The sequence below is a fragment of the Erwinia sp. CGal63 genome (genome assembly GCF_037026505.1).
Taxonomy (GTDB): domain Bacteria; phylum Pseudomonadota; class Gammaproteobacteria; order Enterobacterales; family Enterobacteriaceae; genus Erwinia.
The window spans coordinates 189,696-206,606 of record NZ_JAKUMN010000005.1 but is presented as its reverse complement, the minus strand read 5'-3'; the positions used below and the strand labels follow the sequence as shown (position 1 = coordinate 206,606).

At 58.2% G+C, this 16,911-nt stretch carries 12 protein-coding genes; 7 read left to right on the top strand and 5 right to left on the bottom strand.

Annotated features, from left to right (window positions below; translation table 11 throughout):
* Positions 1 to 492: 492 nt before the first annotated feature.
* Both MKZ79_RS16155 and MKZ79_RS16150 read left to right on the top strand, forming a co-directional pair.
* Positions 493 to 786 carry an HTH-type transcriptional regulator gene (locus tag MKZ79_RS16155; protein ID WP_312043625.1) on the top strand — a complete coding sequence of 98 codons (294 nt, stop codon included), beginning with the start codon at positions 493 to 495 and terminating at the stop codon, positions 784 to 786.
* 172 nt (positions 787 to 958) lie between these two features.
* Positions 959 to 2,002, top strand: coding sequence for an NAD(P)-dependent alcohol dehydrogenase (locus MKZ79_RS16150; protein ID WP_336143576.1), 1,044 nt, complete (start codon positions 959 to 961; stop codon positions 2,000 to 2,002).
* 82 nt (positions 2,003 to 2,084) lie between these two features.
* Here MKZ79_RS16150 and glyS read toward each other — a convergent pair whose 3' ends face one another.
* Both glyS and glyQ read right to left on the bottom strand, forming a co-directional pair.
* Positions 2,085 to 4,154, bottom strand: a complete 2,070-nt coding sequence (gene glyS / locus MKZ79_RS16145; RefSeq protein WP_336143575.1) for a glycine--tRNA ligase subunit beta — start codon at positions 4,152 to 4,154, stop codon at positions 2,085 to 2,087.
* A gap of 9 nt (positions 4,155 to 4,163) precedes the next feature.
* A complete protein-coding gene (gene glyQ, locus MKZ79_RS16140) occupies positions 4,164 to 5,072 on the bottom strand; it encodes a glycine--tRNA ligase subunit alpha (protein ID WP_336143574.1) in 909 nt (302 codons plus the stop codon).
* Between the two features lie 280 nt (positions 5,073 to 5,352).
* On the opposite strand from glyQ, the gene MKZ79_RS16135 reads away from it, so the two are divergent.
* From MKZ79_RS16135 to MKZ79_RS16125, 3 genes are all read left to right on the top strand, one after another.
* Positions 5,353 to 5,664 carry a hypothetical protein gene (locus MKZ79_RS16135; RefSeq protein WP_336143731.1) on the top strand — a complete coding sequence of 104 codons (312 nt, stop codon included), beginning with the start codon at positions 5,353 to 5,355 and terminating at the stop codon, positions 5,662 to 5,664.
* Positions 5,665 to 5,715: 51 nt separating this feature from the next.
* Positions 5,716 to 5,892, top strand: coding sequence for a hypothetical protein (locus tag MKZ79_RS16130; RefSeq protein ID WP_336143573.1), 177 nt, complete (start codon positions 5,716 to 5,718; stop codon positions 5,890 to 5,892).
* Positions 5,893 to 5,993: 101 nt separating this feature from the next.
* Positions 5,994 to 6,989, top strand: a complete 996-nt coding sequence (locus MKZ79_RS16125; RefSeq protein WP_336143572.1) for an acyltransferase — start codon at positions 5,994 to 5,996, stop codon at positions 6,987 to 6,989.
* Here the strand turns inward: MKZ79_RS16125 and malT are convergent.
* Entirely contained in the window at positions 6,982 to 9,723 is a 2,742-nt protein-coding gene (gene malT / locus MKZ79_RS16120; RefSeq protein ID WP_336143571.1) for an HTH-type transcriptional regulator MalT, read from the bottom strand. The two genes, MKZ79_RS16125 and malT, sit on opposite strands and share 8 nt — an antisense overlap.
* A 278-nt stretch (positions 9,724 to 10,001) precedes the next feature.
* On the opposite strand from malT, the gene malP reads away from it, so the two are divergent.
* Entirely contained in the window at positions 10,002 to 12,398 is a 2,397-nt protein-coding gene (malP, locus tag MKZ79_RS16115; RefSeq protein ID WP_336143570.1) for a maltodextrin phosphorylase, read from the top strand.
* 9 nt (positions 12,399 to 12,407) lie between these two features.
* Entirely contained in the window at positions 12,408 to 14,483 is a 2,076-nt protein-coding gene (gene malQ, locus MKZ79_RS16110) for a 4-alpha-glucanotransferase (protein WP_336143569.1), read from the top strand.
* 765 nt (positions 14,484 to 15,248) lie between these two features.
* Here malQ and MKZ79_RS16105 read toward each other — a convergent pair.
* Both MKZ79_RS16105 and malG read right to left on the bottom strand, forming a co-directional pair.
* Entirely contained in the window at positions 15,249 to 15,746 is a 498-nt protein-coding gene (locus MKZ79_RS16105; protein WP_336143568.1) for a PBECR2 nuclease fold domain-containing protein, read from the bottom strand.
* A 274-nt stretch (positions 15,747 to 16,020) separates the two neighbouring features.
* On the bottom strand, positions 16,021 to 16,911 hold the full coding sequence (malG, locus tag MKZ79_RS16100) for a maltose ABC transporter permease MalG (RefSeq protein WP_336143567.1): 891 nt from the start codon (positions 16,909 to 16,911) through the stop codon (positions 16,021 to 16,023).

The following is a 16,911-nucleotide window of genomic DNA, read 5'->3' as shown; positions in this document are numbered from 1 at the left end:
TACAGGATTAGCCAGATTATTGAGGAGCAGCCTTTTGCGCCAGCCTGCCCGCAGATTGTCGATAGCGTGCTGGTAAGGGTTGCTGTCGCCAGAAGAGAGCTTTGCCTCGAAGTCAGACGTGGAGCGTCACGCAAACCTGCATCCTGCGTGTTGTAAAAAACAGGTTCGTTCATAAAGTCGCGCGGATAGCGCCAATTGTTAAAGGCGTTATCCATTACCCTGTGCTGTAATCGTTACCACCTCAGGCCGCGTCTGACGCGGTCTGAAGCGTCATCAACGCCTGTAAAAATTTTTGGCGTGCAGGATTAAAAAATAGTCAAAAAATGGAGCGCAAAAGTTTGCGTTTGCGCCCATACTAAAAATCCTGGCGTTTTCCTGCGCTGTCTCGTTCTTGTTGAGCTCCTCAGGCTGTTGTCCGCCAGCATTCAGGGTCCGGGTCTCGGATCCTCCCTCTGGTTGTTCACATTTCGTGATTTTTATGAGGAGTGTTCTATGGAAGTTAAAGACCCAATGGGTGAGTTGTTGTCCAGTCTTGAGCACATTGTGCTTACGCGTGAAATTATCCAGGCCGCTCCCGCATTAAAGGGTGAAGTATCCATGCCCGAACCAAAACGCATTCGGGAAATCACCGGCATGGAAGTAGACGAGTTCGCCCTGGCGATGGGCGTGAGTGTTTCTTCGGTTAAAAGTTGGGAAGCCAAGCGCAGCAAACCGTCGCGTAGCGCCCAGAAGCTGATGCTGTTGATCCAATCTAATCCTTGTCTCAGCCGTGAGCTGCTGGGGTAGTAGAAAAAGCGGGACGCATTAAACTTAAGTTGATTAAATAAAATGTGATAGCTGCGAAACCCGCCATCTGGCGGGTTTTATGTTTTCAGGCTTTCTTCCTTTTACAATTGCGGCTTGCCGCCGTCAGCGCATTTCTTTACCCTACGCCGCTTTTGCAACAGGGGACAAGCACATGCAGGTTAAAGGCCTGGCAGCAAAATCTGCCAACACTTCTCTCGAACCTTTCGAATTCCACCGCCGCGAGCCTCAGGCTGGCGACGTGCATATCGATATTCACTACTGCGGCGTTTGCCACTCCGATCTGCATATGGCGCGCAACGAATGGGGCGTCAGCGAGTTTCCGCTGGTGCCGGGCCATGAAATTGTCGGCCGCGTGATTAGCGTTGGTCACGACGTTACCGCTTTTAAAGCGGGCGATCTGGTTGGCGTCGGCGTCATGGTGGATTCCTGCGGCCACTGCTCGCAGTGCAGCCAGGGCGAAGAGCAGTATTGCGAAGCGGGCTTCACCGCCACCTATAACGGCGAAGAAAAAGTTATCGGCGGCAAAACCTTCGGCGGCTATTCCGACAGCATCGTCGTGGACAGCAAGTTCGTGGTCAGGGTGCCGGAAAATCTGGAACTCAGCGCGGTCGCGCCGCTGCTGTGTGCGGGCGTCACCACCTGGTCGCCGCTGAAACACTGGAACATCCAGCCAGGGCAGCGCGTCGGCGTGATTGGTCTGGGCGGCCTGGGCCATATGGCGGTCAAACTGGCGAGCGCGCTGGGCGCGGAAGTGGTGCTGTTTACTACCACGCCTGCTAAAGGCGAAGACGCGCTGCGCCTGGGCGCCAGCAAAGTCGTGGTATCAAAAGATGCGGAGCAAATGGCCGCGCAGGCCAACAGCCTCGACTTTATTCTCGACTGCGTAGCCGCGCCGCACGATCTCGATCCTTATCTCCACACGTTGAAAACCAATGGTCACCTGGTGCTGGTCGGTATCCCGGACGCGCCGCACAAGTCGCCGAACGTGACGCCAATCGTCTTTAAGCGCCTGAGCATTTCCGGCACCTCCATCGGCAGCATTCAGGAAACGCAGCAGATGCTCGATTTCTGTGGCGAACACAATATCGTTTCTGATGTGGAAGTGATCCGCCTGGCTGAGGTGGAAACGGCGTTTGAGCGGATGCTGAAAGGCGACGTGAAGTATCGCTTTGTGATTGATATGAAGGCGAACTAAGCCGCTTTTATTGCCAAAGATGGCAAAATTGAATGGGCGGAGTTATCCGCCCATTTTCAATGGTCAGCCGGAACCTTACGGCCTACTGCAGCAGTGAAATATCCGCTACCTGCAGGAACAGCTCGCGCAGTTTAGTCAGCAGCGTCAGACGGTTAATCCGCACTTCTTTCTCTTCCGCGTTCACCATCACCTTCTCAAAGAAGTTATCCACGGCGGTACGCAGCTGCGCCAGCTCGATCAGCGCATCCTGATAGCGGCCTTCCGCGAAGTATGGCGCCAGCTTGCTGCTTAAAGCGGAGACGTAGGTCGCCAGCTGGATCTCTTCGTTTTCCTTCAGCAATGATGCCTGCACGCTGTCGTTCAGCGGCTCGCTTGCTTTCGCCAGGATGTTGGAAACGCGCTTGTTGGCCGCTGCCAGCGCCGCTGCTTCCTCCAGCGTGCGGAAGTGGGAAACGGCTTTCATACGGGCGTTAAAGTCTGCCGGACGAGTAGGGCGACGGGCCAGCACGGCCTGAATGGTGTCGACGCTGTGGCCCTCTTCCTGATACCAGGTACGGAAACGGCCCAGCATAAAGTCGATTACCTCGTCGACCACTTTGGCGTTGCTCAACTTGCTGCCGTAGAGGCGTACCGCTTCTTCAGTCAGGGTTTGCAGATCCAGCGACAGGTTTTTCTCGACGATGATACGCAGCACGCCCAGCGCGGCGCGGCGCAGCGCGAACGGGTCTTTATCGCCTTTCGGATGCTGGCCGATGCCGAAAATGCCCGCCAGCGTATCCATCTTGTCGGCAATCGCCAGCGCGCAGGCGACCGGGTTAGACGGCAGATCGTCGCCCGCGAAGCGCGGTTGATACTGCTCGTTCAGCGCGACGGCCACATCTTCCGCTTCGCCGTCGTGACGCGCGTAGTGCATACCCATTACGCCCTGAGTGTCGGTGAACTCGAACACCATATTGGTCATCAGGTCGCATTTGGACAGCAGGCCAGCGCGCGTGGCGTGATTGACGTCCGCGCCGATCTGCGCGGCAATCCAGCCAGCCAGCGCCTGGATGCGATCGGTTTTATCGCGCAGCGTGCCCAGCTCTTTCTGGAACAGCACCGTTTCCAGACGCGGCAGATTATCTTCCAGACGCTGTTTGCGGTCGGTATTAAAGAAGAACTCCGCATCGGCCAGACGCGGACGCACCACTTTTTCATTACCGGCGATAATCTGCGACGGATCTTTCGACTCGATGTTGGTTACGAAGATAAAGTTCGGCAGCAGCTTGCCCGCGTCGTCATAGACCGGGAAGTATTTCTGATCGCCCTTCATGGTGTAGACCAGCGCTTCCGCCGGCACCGCCAGGAATTTCTCTTCGAATTTCGCGGTCAGCACCACCGGCCACTCGACCAGCGAGGCAACTTCTTCCAGCAGGCTGTCGCTGAGATCGGCATGGCCGCCGATGTTGCGCGCCGCCGCTTCGGCATCGGCTTTGATCTGCGCTTTACGCGCTTCGAAATCGGCCTGCACCTTGCCGCGCTCCAGCAGGATCTGCGGGTATTGATCGGCGTTGTCGATAGTGAATTCCGGCTCGCCCATAAAGCGGTGGCCGCGAAGCGTACGACCGGATTCAATGCCCAGAATGGTGGCAGGAATGCTCTCTTCGCCCAGCAGCAGCGTGACGGTATGCACTGGACGCACAAACTGCACGTCGGAATCGCCCCAGCGCATCAGTTTCGGGATCGGCAGCTTCGCCAGCGAGTTAGCCACCATCGCAGGCAGCAGCGACTGCGCGCTTTCGCCTTTGACGTGGGCGCGGTAGAGCAGCCATTCGCCTTTGTCGGTGCTCAGGCGCTCGGCCTGATCCACGGTGATGCCGCAGCCGCGCGCCCAGCCTTCGGCGGCTTTGGTGGCGACGCCGTTAGCGTCGAACGCGGCGGCGATGGCCGGGCCGCGTTTTTCGACTTCGCGATCCGGCTGCGCGGCGCTTAAGCTGGCGACTTTCACCGCCAGGCGGCGCGGCGCCGCGTACCAGTTTACTTCGCCGTGCGTCAGGCCAGCGCCATCCAGCTCGGCTGTCAGGTTAGCGGCAAAGGATTCGGCCAGGCTGCGCAGCGCCTTTGGCGGCAGCTCTTCGGTGCCGATCTCCACCAGAAATGTTTTTTCAGTCATGGCTGCCTCTTATTTTTTCTTGCACATCGGGAAGCCCAGCGCCTCGCGAGACGCATAGTAGGCTTCAGCCACGGCTTTGGTCAGGGTGCGGATACGCAGAATATAGCGCTGACGTTCGGTCACGGAGATCGCCTTGCGCGCGTCCAGCAGGTTAAAGGTATGGCCCGCCTTCAGAATGCGTTCATAGGCCGGCAGCGGCAGCGGTTTTTCCAGCTCCAGCAGCGATTTAGCTTCTTTCTCGTACTGCTCGAAGCAGGTAAACAGGAAGTCGACGTCCGCATGTTCGAAGTTATAGGTCGACTGCTCCACTTCATTCTGATGGAAGACGTCGCCGTAGGTGGTTTTCCCCAGCGGGCCGTCGCTCCAGACCAGATCGTAGACGCTGTCCACGCCCTGGATATACATCGCCAGACGCTCCAGGCCATAGGTGATTTCGCCGGTCACCGGCTTGCACTCCAGGCCGCCGACCTGCTGGAAGTAGGTGAACTGCGTCACTTCCATGCCGTTCAGCCAGACTTCCCAGCCCAGGCCCCAGGCGCCCAGCGTTGGGTTTTCCCAGTTATCTTCCACAAAGCGGATATCGTGGATGGTCGGATCCATACCCAGCTCTTTCAGCGAGCCCAGGTAGAGTTCCTGAATATTGTCCGGCGACGGCTTGATGATCACCTGGAACTGATAGTAGTGCTGCAGGCGGTTCGGGTTTTCGCCGTAGCGGCCGTCGGTCGGACGGCGGGAAGGCTGCACGTAGGCGGCCGCGATTGGCTCCGGCCCCAGCGCGCGCAGACAGGTTATCGGGTGAGAGGTGCCCGCGCCGACTTCCATATCCAGCGGCTGCACGATGGTGCAGCCCTGGCGTGCCCAGTAATCCTGTAAGGTCAGGATCAGACCCTGAAATGTCTTGGTATCAAACTTTTGCATGTTGTTTTCGCACGCGAGACGGTTTTAAAAGTGGGCGCCAGTATACCCTTTGACCGTGGGTTAGTCAGCCCGATGTTGGGCGAAGAGAGCCGTAATCCGTGGCAGTAGCGCCTGTGGCGCGGCAACTCTGCCGATAGCGGCCTCTCCGGCCGCCGCCGTTTGGGGATCGGTCGCCGGAAAAAGCCGTTTCTTTTCTGCCGCCGGTTTGGCCAATCCTGCTGATTCCGTTAATCGACTATGCTACGGTTAAAAACCATTAACTATCATCAGGATAAAAATGATGCTTGTCAGAACCTGGCACGGCTGCGTGCCGCTAAAGCACGCGGAGGCTTTCAGTCGTCATCTTGACGAAACCGGCGTACGGCATGCTCAACAAACGCCAGGCAATAAAGGCGCGTTTGTGCGCAGAGAAACGCAGGGCGAATGGGAACATTTTTTCCTGGCAACTTACTGGCGCGATCTCGCCGCGGTTAAAGCGTTTGCCGGAGAGGACTATCATGTTGCCGTCACCTATGAGGATGACGAGAAGTTTGAGCTGTTGTCGGATCCTTATGTTTTTCAGCACGAAGTAGAATCCGTCGCCGCTCTCTGAGCATGATAGCTGCGTCAGGCCCTGAGGCTTCAAGCGGAGGAAACGACCGGAATGAGCGATCTGATGGAGAGACTCGCTAACCTTTTTATCTACTGGCCGAAGAGCGCCGTAAAAAAGATACGCGTAAGGCGAAGCCTGCGAGGCATCGCTTTTCGCAAAATGCCGGTGATCAATGCGGCTAAAAAGCGTGCCGCATCAGAAGACCAGCACGGCCCTGACCGCTTTTGACGCCTGAAAAGCGCAGGGCGTCAAATTATTGCTGTGAATGTTGTTGGAAAATTGCCATCCGGCTACCCTCTGATACGCGTTGATGCGAGAAGAGGGAAAAAATGAAGCAAAAGATAGCCTGGATAGATAACCTGCGCGCGGTGGCCTGCCTGATGGTAATTATGATCCACACCACCACCTGGTATATTACTAACGCGCCAAAAGTGGGAGAGCATACGTGGGATCTCTCTAACCTGCTTAACTCCGCCTCGCGAGTCTGCGTCCCGCTCTTTTTTATGATTTCCGGCTTTCTGTTCTTCGGCGAACGCAGCGCGCAGGGACGCCATTTTCTGCGCATCGCGCTCTGCCTGCTGTTTTACAGCGCGGTGGCGCTGGCCTATATCACCTGGCTGACGCCGATAAGCCAGAACATCTCGCTGCGGCTGCTTTTTCAGAAGCCCGTTTTTTATCACCTGTGGTTTTTCTTCGCGATTATCGCGGTTTATCTGCTTTCGCCGCTGATTCAGGTTAAAAACGTGCGCGCGGGCTATTTAGCGGCGGCGACGCTGGTGCTGGCGGTTTTAGCCAACCCCAATACGGTGGATCAGTCTGTTGGGCATTTTCAGTGGCTGCCGCTGAACCTCTATATTAATGGCGACAGCTTCTACTACATGCTGTATGCGCTGTTTGGCCGCGCGCTCGGCACGATGGATACCGGCGGACGCGCCGTTAGCTGGCTGGCCGGCTCTGTTTTTCTCGCCTGTGTGGCGGTTATCGCGGCAGGCACGAAAAGGCAGATGGCGATTAACGGCGCCTTTGCCGATACCTGGTATCTCTACTGCGGCCCAGCGGTATTTATCGCGGCGGTCAGCCTGCTGATTCTGTTTAAAAACGCGCTGAATACGCATATTTTGCCGATTTTAGGCGTTATATCCCGTCACTCTCTGCCGATTTACGGCTTCCACGCGCTGTTTATCCATTTTATGCGCACGCATCATCTCGATCACACCGATCGGCCGCTGATCGATATTCCGCTGGTGTTTACGCTGACGCTGCTGGGTAGCCTGCTGCTGTCGCTGGCGCTGCGCAGAATCGATAAGCGGCACTTTGTCAGTTAGCGCAGGCGATTTCGCCGTAGCCCATCACCTCTAACAGCTGGCGCGCCTGCTGCACCGCGTCCTGGCGGTGCGCGATGCCCATCTTCTGATAGAGGTTGCGGATATGGGTTTTAATGGTGGTGGCGGCCACGTCCAGCTCGCCGGCTATCTGCTCGTTGCTGTAACCGGAGTAGATTAGCCCCAGCACCTGCCACTCCCGCTGGGTTAACGGGCTGGTGCGGATCAGCTCCGGCACCTGCGGATGGGTCAGCAGTTTATTCACAAACGCTTCGTCGAAGTGCGCGAACTTGTGACGATGGTGCTGGTTCAGCTCGCGCAGGATCTGCTGCGCGCGCCGCTGCTCCAGCTCCGGCAGCAGGTTTAGCTGCAGCAGCTGCCTTAGCTGCTGCGCCATCATTTCGCCTTCAATCACAAAATGGCTGATAAAACCGGTACGGTTCGCCAGGCTCAGCGCTTCAATCAGCGCCCGCTGCGCCTCGCTTTTTCGGCCCGTTCGCCAGTAGAGCAGGTTGCTCAGCAGCAGATTGCGGTTGAGATCGCTGATCAGCTGCAGCCTGCGCGCCTCGCTGGTCAGCTCGTCCAGCACCACTTCCGCCTCGCTGAACTGCTCCAGCAGAATTTGAACCCGCGCAATGGATCGCCACTGGCCCTGCTGAAAATGGTTGTCCGCCACGCCTGGCTTGCGGGTCTGCTGGAGCCAGCGCTGGGCGGCGGCCTGATTGCCGGTCAGCTGCCAGTAAATCACCCGGCTTTTATCGGTGTTGGTGATCCAGTCGATATGGTACTGGCCGGTTTTCATCAGATTTTCGCAGCGCTGCAGATAATGGTGCGCGTTATCAAGCTGACCGCGCGCCAGCGCGCACTTGGCCAGCATCGCCAGGCACTGCAGCTGCTGCTGCGGCTGGAAATTACTTAATACTTCCAGTCCCTGACGCGCGGCGTGCTCGGCATCCTCCAGCCTTGACCATGACCAGAGCACCTGGGAACGCAGGCGCAGCAGGAACTCGTGCATCGGCAGCTGTTCAAGATGCTGTTCCGCCACCAGCTCGAAGGCGCGATCCTGCATTTCGAAAGCGGCCTGTAAAAAGCCCTGCGCGATCAAAATCTCACTCTGCTGCAGCAGCGCCCACAGCGCGTAGTGATAGACCTGATAGCGCCTGGCTATCTGCTCTGTTTGCTGCATCAGCGGCAGCGCGCGGGCTAAATTCCCTTTGCAGTGCTGGATCTCTCCGGTTACCGAAGTGGCGACGATGCGGCTGTAAAAGCTGTCGTGCGGTAAAAAATGCAGCGCTTGCGTAGCCAGCTTTCCGGCTTCCTCCTCGCGGCCATCGTTGATCGCCACCTGGGCGCGAAGGGCGTTGAATTCGGCATCCAGCTCCGGCGTCATCGGGATATCTCTCTGCCGCATTTCGCTTTCCGCCTGGCAAAGCAGCGCCTCGACCTCGGCGTAGCGATGCTGGCTCTGAATCAGCCAGGCCTGCAGCAGCACCAGCCTGGGATTGACGATCAGCTGCTCGTAGCGCAGCGCGTTCAAACACTCTTCCAGCAGAGCCAGCTCGCTCTGGTTGAACAGCGCCCAGGCGTGCTGCAGCAGAATATCCCGCAGCATATCGGTATCTTCCGCGCCCAGCGCGTGATGAATGGCCTCGGCCGGAAAACCCTGCGCCAGCCAGCCTTCCGCAGCGGCGCGATGAATCGCAGGCAGTTCGGCAGCCAGCTCCCACTGGCAGCGCTGGCGCAGAAAAGAGGCGAACAGAGGATGAAAATTAAACCACTCGCCGCTGCCGTCCATGCGGTGAATAAACAGGCCCTGGCTCTCCAGCGCCTCCAGACGCTGCTGCCCGTTGTCGCCGCCGGTCAGGCGGACGATCAGTGCGTCATTCATTGACCGTAGCAGAGAGCAGCGCAGCAGAAAATCGCGGACGGGCCGATCGACGCGATCCAGCACCTCCTCCACCAGATATTGCGACAGATGGCTGGCGTTCAGGCCGGTCAGCTTACGGGCGGAATGCTGTGTGGATTGCAGTGCCGGCGTGGAAGAGTGGCTGGCCGACAGGGCGATCAGCTGTAGCGCGGTCGCCCAGCCGGCGACGTCATCACACAGCCGGTTGCTGTCCGCTTCGGCGATCGGCTCCTTCAGCCGACAGTCAAAAAACCGCTGCGTTTCGCTGTGGGTAAACGCCAGCTCGGAAACCATCAGCTCAAGCAGCTGGCCGCGCACGCGTAGATTAGCGATGCCCAGCGGCGGCAGGGTTCGCGACAGGATCACCAGCGAGAAATTTTCCGGCTGGTGGCGCAGGAAAAACCGCATCCCGTCATGGATATCCGCATTCGAAATCAGGTGGTAGTCGTCGATCACCAGCAGCAGCGGCTGGTGCCACTCGGCCAGCTCGACAAAGAGCTGCGCAAACAGCGTGTTCAGGCTGGCGTACTGATGCTTCTGGCTTAAGGCTTCGCTTTTCACGCAGTGGCCGTCGGTGGCCTGCTGAATGGCGGCGATCAGATAGCTGGCGAAGCGCTCCGGCTGATTGTCGCTCTCATCCAGCGAATACCAGCCCAACGCGTTTTTCCCGGCCGCCCAGTGCGCGACCAGCGTGGTTTTGCCATAGCCCGCCGGGCTGGTGACCAGCGTCAGCCGGTGCGCCGGCACGGCTGACAGCCTGTTGAGTAAACGTTCGCGTACCACCGTGTCTTGCAGCCGTACCGGGCGGCTCAGTTTCGAAGGGATAAGCATGATGTTGGGTTCTTCCAGCAGCGTCAGCGAGGGGCGATTAATTATTTCAAAGCCCGTAATTAATCAATTTTTCTAAAGTCCGCCTCTAATCCGTTGATTGCAAGCAGGATAGATTTTTATGTTGCATTTAGTCGTACTTCGTCACATTTTTCAAACAGTCTCCGCCGTCTCGCTCGCCTACGCCCTGTCGCTCCTCCCTTGCTAATCCTTTTCAGGATGATGCTCTGCCCTGGTGGAATGGGCAGCATGGCGCTATTCAGGGACTATGAGGAAAAGTCATGCAGGCTACATTTGATCAAAAAGCGTTTTTGGCCGCGCTGGAGCGCCAGCGGCAAGGGATGGGGCTACGCCCGCAGGAGATGACGCGGCGACAGTGGTGGCACGCGGTCAGCGCTGCGCTGGCCGAACAGCTCAACCGCCTGACGATGGCCGCGCCAGCCGGGCAGCAGCGCCACGTTAACTATATCTCTATGGAATTTCTGATCGGTCGGCTGACCGGCAACAATCTGTTGAATCTCGGCTGGCTCGATCAGGTCGGCGAACTCCTGCAGCAGCAGGGCGTTGAGCTGGTCGACGTGCTGGAGCAGGAGATCGATCCCGCGCTGGGAAACGGCGGCCTGGGACGGCTGGCGGCCTGTTTTCTGGATGCGATGGCTACCGTTAGCCAGCCCGCGACTGGCTACGGGCTGAATTATCAATATGGGCTGTTTCGCCAGTCTTTTTGCGACGGCGCGCAGCAGGAAGCGCCGGACAGCTGGCAGCGCGACAGCTATCCCTGGTTCCGGCGCAACGAGTCGCTGGCCGTCAGCGTCGGCTTTGGCGGCAAGCTGGTGAAAGACGCGGCGGGACGCGAACAGTGGCAGCCAGCCTTTTCGCTGCGAGGCGAAGCGGGCGATCTGCCGGTTACGGGCTATCAGAACGGCGTTGTCCAGCCGCTGCGGCTGTGGCAGGCGAGCGCGCCGCAGCCTTTCGATTTGGGCCTGTTTAACGACGGCGAGTTTCTGAAGGCGGAGCGACAGGGCGTAGAAGCGGAAAAGCTCACTAAGGTGCTCTATCCCAACGATAACCACCAGGCGGGCAAGCGCCTGCGCCTGATGCAGCAATATTTCCAGTGCGCCTGTTCGGTCGCGGATATTTTGCGCCGCCATCACGCCGCCGGTCGGAAAATTGAAGCGCTGCCGCGCTATGAAGTGATCCAGCTTAACGACACTCATCCCACCATCGCCATTCCGGAACTGCTGAGAATTCTGCTGGATGAACACCAGCTTGAGTGGGACGCGGCCTGGTCAGTGGTCAGCCGCACGTTTGCCTATACCAACCATACGCTGATGCCGGAAGCGCTGGAGTGCTGGGACGAGAAACTGGTGCGCAGCCTGCTGCCGCGCCACTTCTCGCTGATTAAGCAGATCAACGCGCGCTTTAAAAAACAGGTGGAGCAGCGCTGGCCGGGCGACAAGGCGATCTGGGAAAAGGTCGCCGTCCATCATGGCGGCCAGGTACGGATGGCGAATCTTTGCGTGGTCAGCGGTTTTGCCGTCAACGGCGTCGCCGCGCTGCATTCCAATCTGGTGGTAAAAGATCTCTTTCCGGAATATTACGAGCTGTGGCCGGAAAAATTCCATAACGTCACCAACGGCATCACGCCGCGCCGCTGGCTGAAGCAGTGCAATCCAGCGCTGGCCGAGCTGATCGACAGCAAGCTCAACGTCGAATGGGCAACGGATCTGGACGCTTTAAAAGGGCTGGAGGCGTTCGCCGACGACACCCGTTTTCAGCAGCGCTACCGGCAGATCAAGCGAGCCAACAAAGAGCGGCTGGCGGCTTACGTGCAGCAAACGATGGGCATCACGCTTAACCCGGAAGCGATCTTCGACGTACAGATCAAACGCCTGCATGAGTACAAGCGCCAGCATCTGAACCTGCTGCATATTCTCTCGCTCTACCGCCAGATTCGGGATAACCCGCAGCTGGAGCTGGCGCCGCGCGTGTTCCTGTTTGGCGCGAAAGCCGCGCCGGGCTACTACCTGGCGAAAAACATCATCTATGCCATCAACAAAGTGGCGGAGAAGATTAATCAGGACCCGCTGGTCGGCGATCGCCTGAAAGTGGTGTTTATTCCTGACTACAAGGTGTCGGTGGCCGAGCTGATTGTGCCGGCGGCGGATGTTTCCGAGCAAATTTCCACGGCGGGCAAAGAGGCTTCCGGCACCGGCAATATGAAGCTGGCGCTGAACGGCGCGCTGACCGTCGGCACGCTCGACGGCGCCAACGTGGAGATAGCGGAGCAGGTCGGCAGCGAACATCTCTTTATCTTCGGTCATACCGTTGACGAAGTGAAAGCGCGGCTGCGCAAAGGCTATAAGCCGCTGAGCGTGCGTAAAAAAGACAAGCATCTCAACAGCCTGCTGACGGAGCTGGAAAACGGCTTCTTCAGCGACGGCGATAAAGAAGCCTTCAGGCCGATGCTGGATAGCCTGCTCAACGGCGGCGATCCCTATCTGGTGCTGGCGGATTTCGCCAGCTACTGCGACGCCCAGCGGCAGGTCGAAACGCTGTGGCGCGATCCGCAGCAGTGGACGCGCAGCACGATCCTGAACACCGCCAGAACAGGCATGTTCAGCGCCGATCGCGCTATCCGCGACTATCAACAGCGGATCTGGCAGGCGAAGCGCTGAGGGGAAGCTATGGAAGAGAACGCACTGGAGCAGGCCGCCAGCGAAGCAGGCATCGCCGCCGGGTTTATCGATGCTCACGGCAAGCCGCAGGCGATTGCGGCGGAAACCCGGCGCGAGCTGTTGCAGGCGATGGGCTGGCAGGCTGGCCGCCAGCCGTCGTCACGTCCCGTTCCGGCGGTAAAAGTGTTTACCCGCGGCGGACGTTTTGCGCTGCCGATCGACGGAGAAGGCGAATACTTCTGGCAGCTTCGCGAGGAACAGGGCGGCGCGCGACAGGGCAGAGTCAATGGCAAAATGACGCTGACGCTGCCGGAGAGCCTGCCTGGCGGCTATCACCAGTTAACGCTGAGCCAGGCCGGGCAAAGCTGGGCGTGCCGGTTAATAGTGGCGCCCAAACGCTGTTACGAGCCGGAAGCCCTGCTGGCGGGGAAAAAACTCTGGGGTGTCTGCGTGCAGCTTTATACGCTGCGCTCCGCGCGGAACTGGGGCATTGGCGATTTCGGTGATTTATCGACGCTGGTGCAAGGTATCGCCGATCGCGGCGGCGCCTTTGTTGGCCTTAATCCGCTGCACGCGCTCTGTCCCGGCAATCCGGAAGCGGCCAGTCCTTACAGCCCTTCGTCCCGCCGCTGGCTGAACGTCATCTATATCGATGTCAACGCGGTAGCGGATTTTCACGCCAGCGCGGCGGCGCAGCGCTGGTGGCGTGCTTTCGCCACGCAGCAGGCTTTGCAGGCGGCGCGCGAGGCCGCGCTGGTGGATTACGCTCAGGTGATGGCGCTGAAGCTGAAGGCGCTGCGGTTCGCCTGGCCGCAGTTTCTTAGCCGCGATGGGCAGGATAGCGAGCGGCAGGCTTTCGCCCGGTTTATGGCAGAAGGCGGAGAAAGCCTCTGGTTTCAGGCAGCGTTCGACGCGCTCTGTGCGCATTTTCAGCAGAAAACGGGTGAAGCGCAGGGTTGGGATCGCTGGCCGGAAGCGTACCGCGAGGCGCGCAGTCCGGCAGTGCGCGCCTTTTGCGAACAGCACGCATCGGAGGTGGAGTTTTATCTCTGGCTGCAGTGGCTGGCCGCGACGCAGCTGGCGCAGTGCTATCAGAGCAGCCGCCGGATGCCGACCGGGCTTTACCGCGATCTGGCGGTCGGCGTGGCTGCTGACGGCGCCGAAACCTGGAGCGACGGCGAGCTTTACTGCCTTAACGCTTCGGTCGGCGCGCCGCCTGATATTCTGGGGCCAAAAGGGCAGGACTGGGGTCTGCGCCCGATGGACCCGCGCACGCTGATCGATCGGGCTTATCAGCCTTTTATCGAGCTGTTGCGATCGAACATGATCCACTGCGGCGCGCTGCGGATCGATCATGTTATGGCGCTGCTGCGCCTGTGGTGGATCCCGGCAGGCAAAACGGCGGATAAGGGCGCCTATGTTCACTATCCGGTCGACGATCTGCTGGCGATTCTGGCGCTGGAGAGCCAGCGGCATCGTTGCATGGTGATTGGTGAAGACCTGGGCACGGTGCCGCCGGAGATCGTCAGCAAGCTGCGGGAAAAAGGTATCTATTCTTACAAAGTGCTCTGGTTTGAGCGCGACAAGCAAAACCAGTTCCGCGCGCCGCAATCCTGGCCGCCGCAGGCGATGGCGACGCTGACCACGCACGATCTGCCGACGCTGCGCGGCTACTGGCAAAGCGACGACCTGACGCTGGGGGAAAAGCTGGGGCTTTATCCGGATAAAACGGTGCTGCGGGCGCTGTATGCCGACAGAAAAAGCGCGCGGCAAAGCCTGCTGGCAAGCCTGCGTCACTATAACTGTCTGCCGCCGGAGAGCGCTTGTGAAGAGGCCGGGCTGACGCTGGCAGTGCGTCGCGGCCTGCAGCGCTACGTGGCCGACAGCGCCAGCGCCCTGCTGGGGCTGCAGCCGGAAGACTGGCTGGATATGGCGACGCCGGTTAACGTGCCCGGCACCAGCAGTGAATACCCGAACTGGCGGCGTAAGCTCAGCCTGACGCTGGAGGAGATGTTCGCCGATGCGGAGGTCAACGAGTTAATCCGCGATGTGGACAGGCGACGCCGCAAGGTGTCTGTGGAGTGACTGGGGCGGCCTGCGGGCCGCCTCAGATTGCTAACAATATGCTATTCAGCGCGGGCTTTCCTGCGTGGCGCTTCGGCTATGGCATTTCAAATAACTGGTTTAAGAGATTTGGTCTCTCCCGTACCCGGTAAGTGCTGGGTTATCAGCCAGCCGATGACGCTTTTATGAATTTAATCCGAGAGCGGCTCTGTTTAAATAGCCGTGACTGCACGGGGGGTTATTTTAACAAAACCGGTGCGTGCACAGGCTGTTCTGTCTTTTACCCTATCTATCATGAAACGTTTGCTTTTGGTACAGAGCGAACGGAACGGCGGGGCTGAGGGGCCGCTTTGAGTGAAGAGCGGACAGTGGTTTAATGTCAGCAATGATATTTACTAACTCTACCTCGCTCTTGTGAAGTCTGTAAAAAAGCAAGTAGAAAACTCCGCTGGCGGTAAATCGCATTCGGTTAAGGCTTCCGCTGCCATAGTTTTACCGAAAGAATGAAAAAGGATGATAAAACGGTATAAATTATTATTTTCAGCATATGTGAAAGCTAATGACCCTTAGTGGCCCCAGTGATTCGGGGTGATTGACGCGTTCGTCAAATTTGGGTAATATTACTTTTGAGCGAGAAGCCGACTGCATCAGGGTGCAACAGTCGGTGGAAGGACCCCATAGAATCCCTGAATTCTGTGCCAGGGTGAAACCTCACACCTCCCGCCTGAAGGTGTAAAATAACCAGGCCCAGATTCGATAGGCCGCCATTGAAAAATGGCGGCTTTTTTATTGCCTTTTATAAAGCAAAGTACCCTGACGATGTTTATTGAGGCTTTTCGCGTCAGTATGCATAAAATTCCAGAGCACTTTTCCTTCCCATGGAGCCACCACAACCAGCATCTGCTGTTTCTGCCGGTATGCGCCGATAAAAAGATAGCGTACCTGCTCATCGTCATACATGGTTTCCCATACTTCATACGGATTTTCAAGCGTATCCAGCGCAAGAAGTACATAGCGTTCACGAGCATCAAGACGCTTTTCGACAATATGTTCCAGCTTGTCTCTAAGAATGTTAAGCGTACCGATAATTGTCTCTTTGGGGACGATCAGCATTTCCGGTTCAGTAAAACCCATATGCAGCTCCAGCAGGGTGACTGCAGCTTCAACACTGTCTCCGGCTTCAATTTCCGGTGTCGGATCCAACCTGAATTTGCTCTCCAGTTCGCGCAGGTCAGGAAGCTCTAAATCTCTGAATGTATTTAACCCTTTTTTCGCACGCGCCACGCTGCTCTTATCCTTGATCGGCTTACATAAGAGGGCCATTTTATCATGTTCTGCGATGTTCTGGTTTATTGGCGTTTTACCGAATGCCCGGGCAGGGGCGTAAAAAAACCGCCTCGCGGAGGCGGCAACCAAATTAAGTTTAGCGGAGGAGAGTCAGCCTTACGGGTCACATTGAGATGATACTGGATGCAAAAGGCACAGCCGTTGAGTTGAGATGCGCGGACCCGCTTATCAACACTCTGAAGCGGCCCCGCAGGCCGCCTTTTTTAAAATCCTATCCCTTAACGCCGCCTGCGGTTAATCCGCCGACCAGCCAGCGCTGGGCGATCAGAAACACGGCGGTAATCGGAATCGCGGAGAGGATCGCGGCGGCGGCGAAATCGCCCCACAGATAGTTCTGCGGATTCAGATACTGCTGCATCCCGACCGCCAGCGTATAGCTGTTGACGTCGCGCAGCAGCAGCGAAGCCACCGGCACTTCGGTGATGGCGGCGATAAACGACAGGATAAACACCACCGCCAGAATCGGCACCGACAGCGGCAGCAGCACCAGCCGGAACGCCTGCCACGGCGTCGCGCCGTCCAGCGCCGCCGCTTCCTCCAGCGAGCCGTCGATCGATTCAAAGTAGCCTTTGATCGTCCAGACATGCAGCGCGATACCGCCCATATAGGCGAAAATCACGCCGCCGTGCGTGTTCAGCCCCAGGAAAGGCACATAGATGCCCAGCCGATCGAACAGCGCATAGAGCGCCACCAGCGACAGCACCGCCGGAAACATCTGGAAAATCAGCATCCCTTTCAGCAGCGGGCTTTTGCCGCGAAACTTCATGCGCGCGAAGGCGTAAGCGCAGGTGGTGGAGAGCGCCACGATGCCGAGGGCGGTAATGGTCGCTATCTTCACCGAGTTCCACAGCCACAGCATCACCGGAAACGGCGGCGGCGTCACCGTGCCGTTATCGTTGGTCACCGCGATACCCAGCGCCAGCTTCCAGTGATCCCACGAAACGGTTTCCGGGATCAGGCTGCCCGTAGCGAAATTGCCGGGCCGCAGCGAAATGGCGAAAACCATCAGCAGCGGAAACAGGATCAGCGCCAGAAAGCCCAGCAGCAGCAGATGCGTTATCAGCAGCCGCAGCCGCTGCGATTTCGGTTTAACCATAGCCAT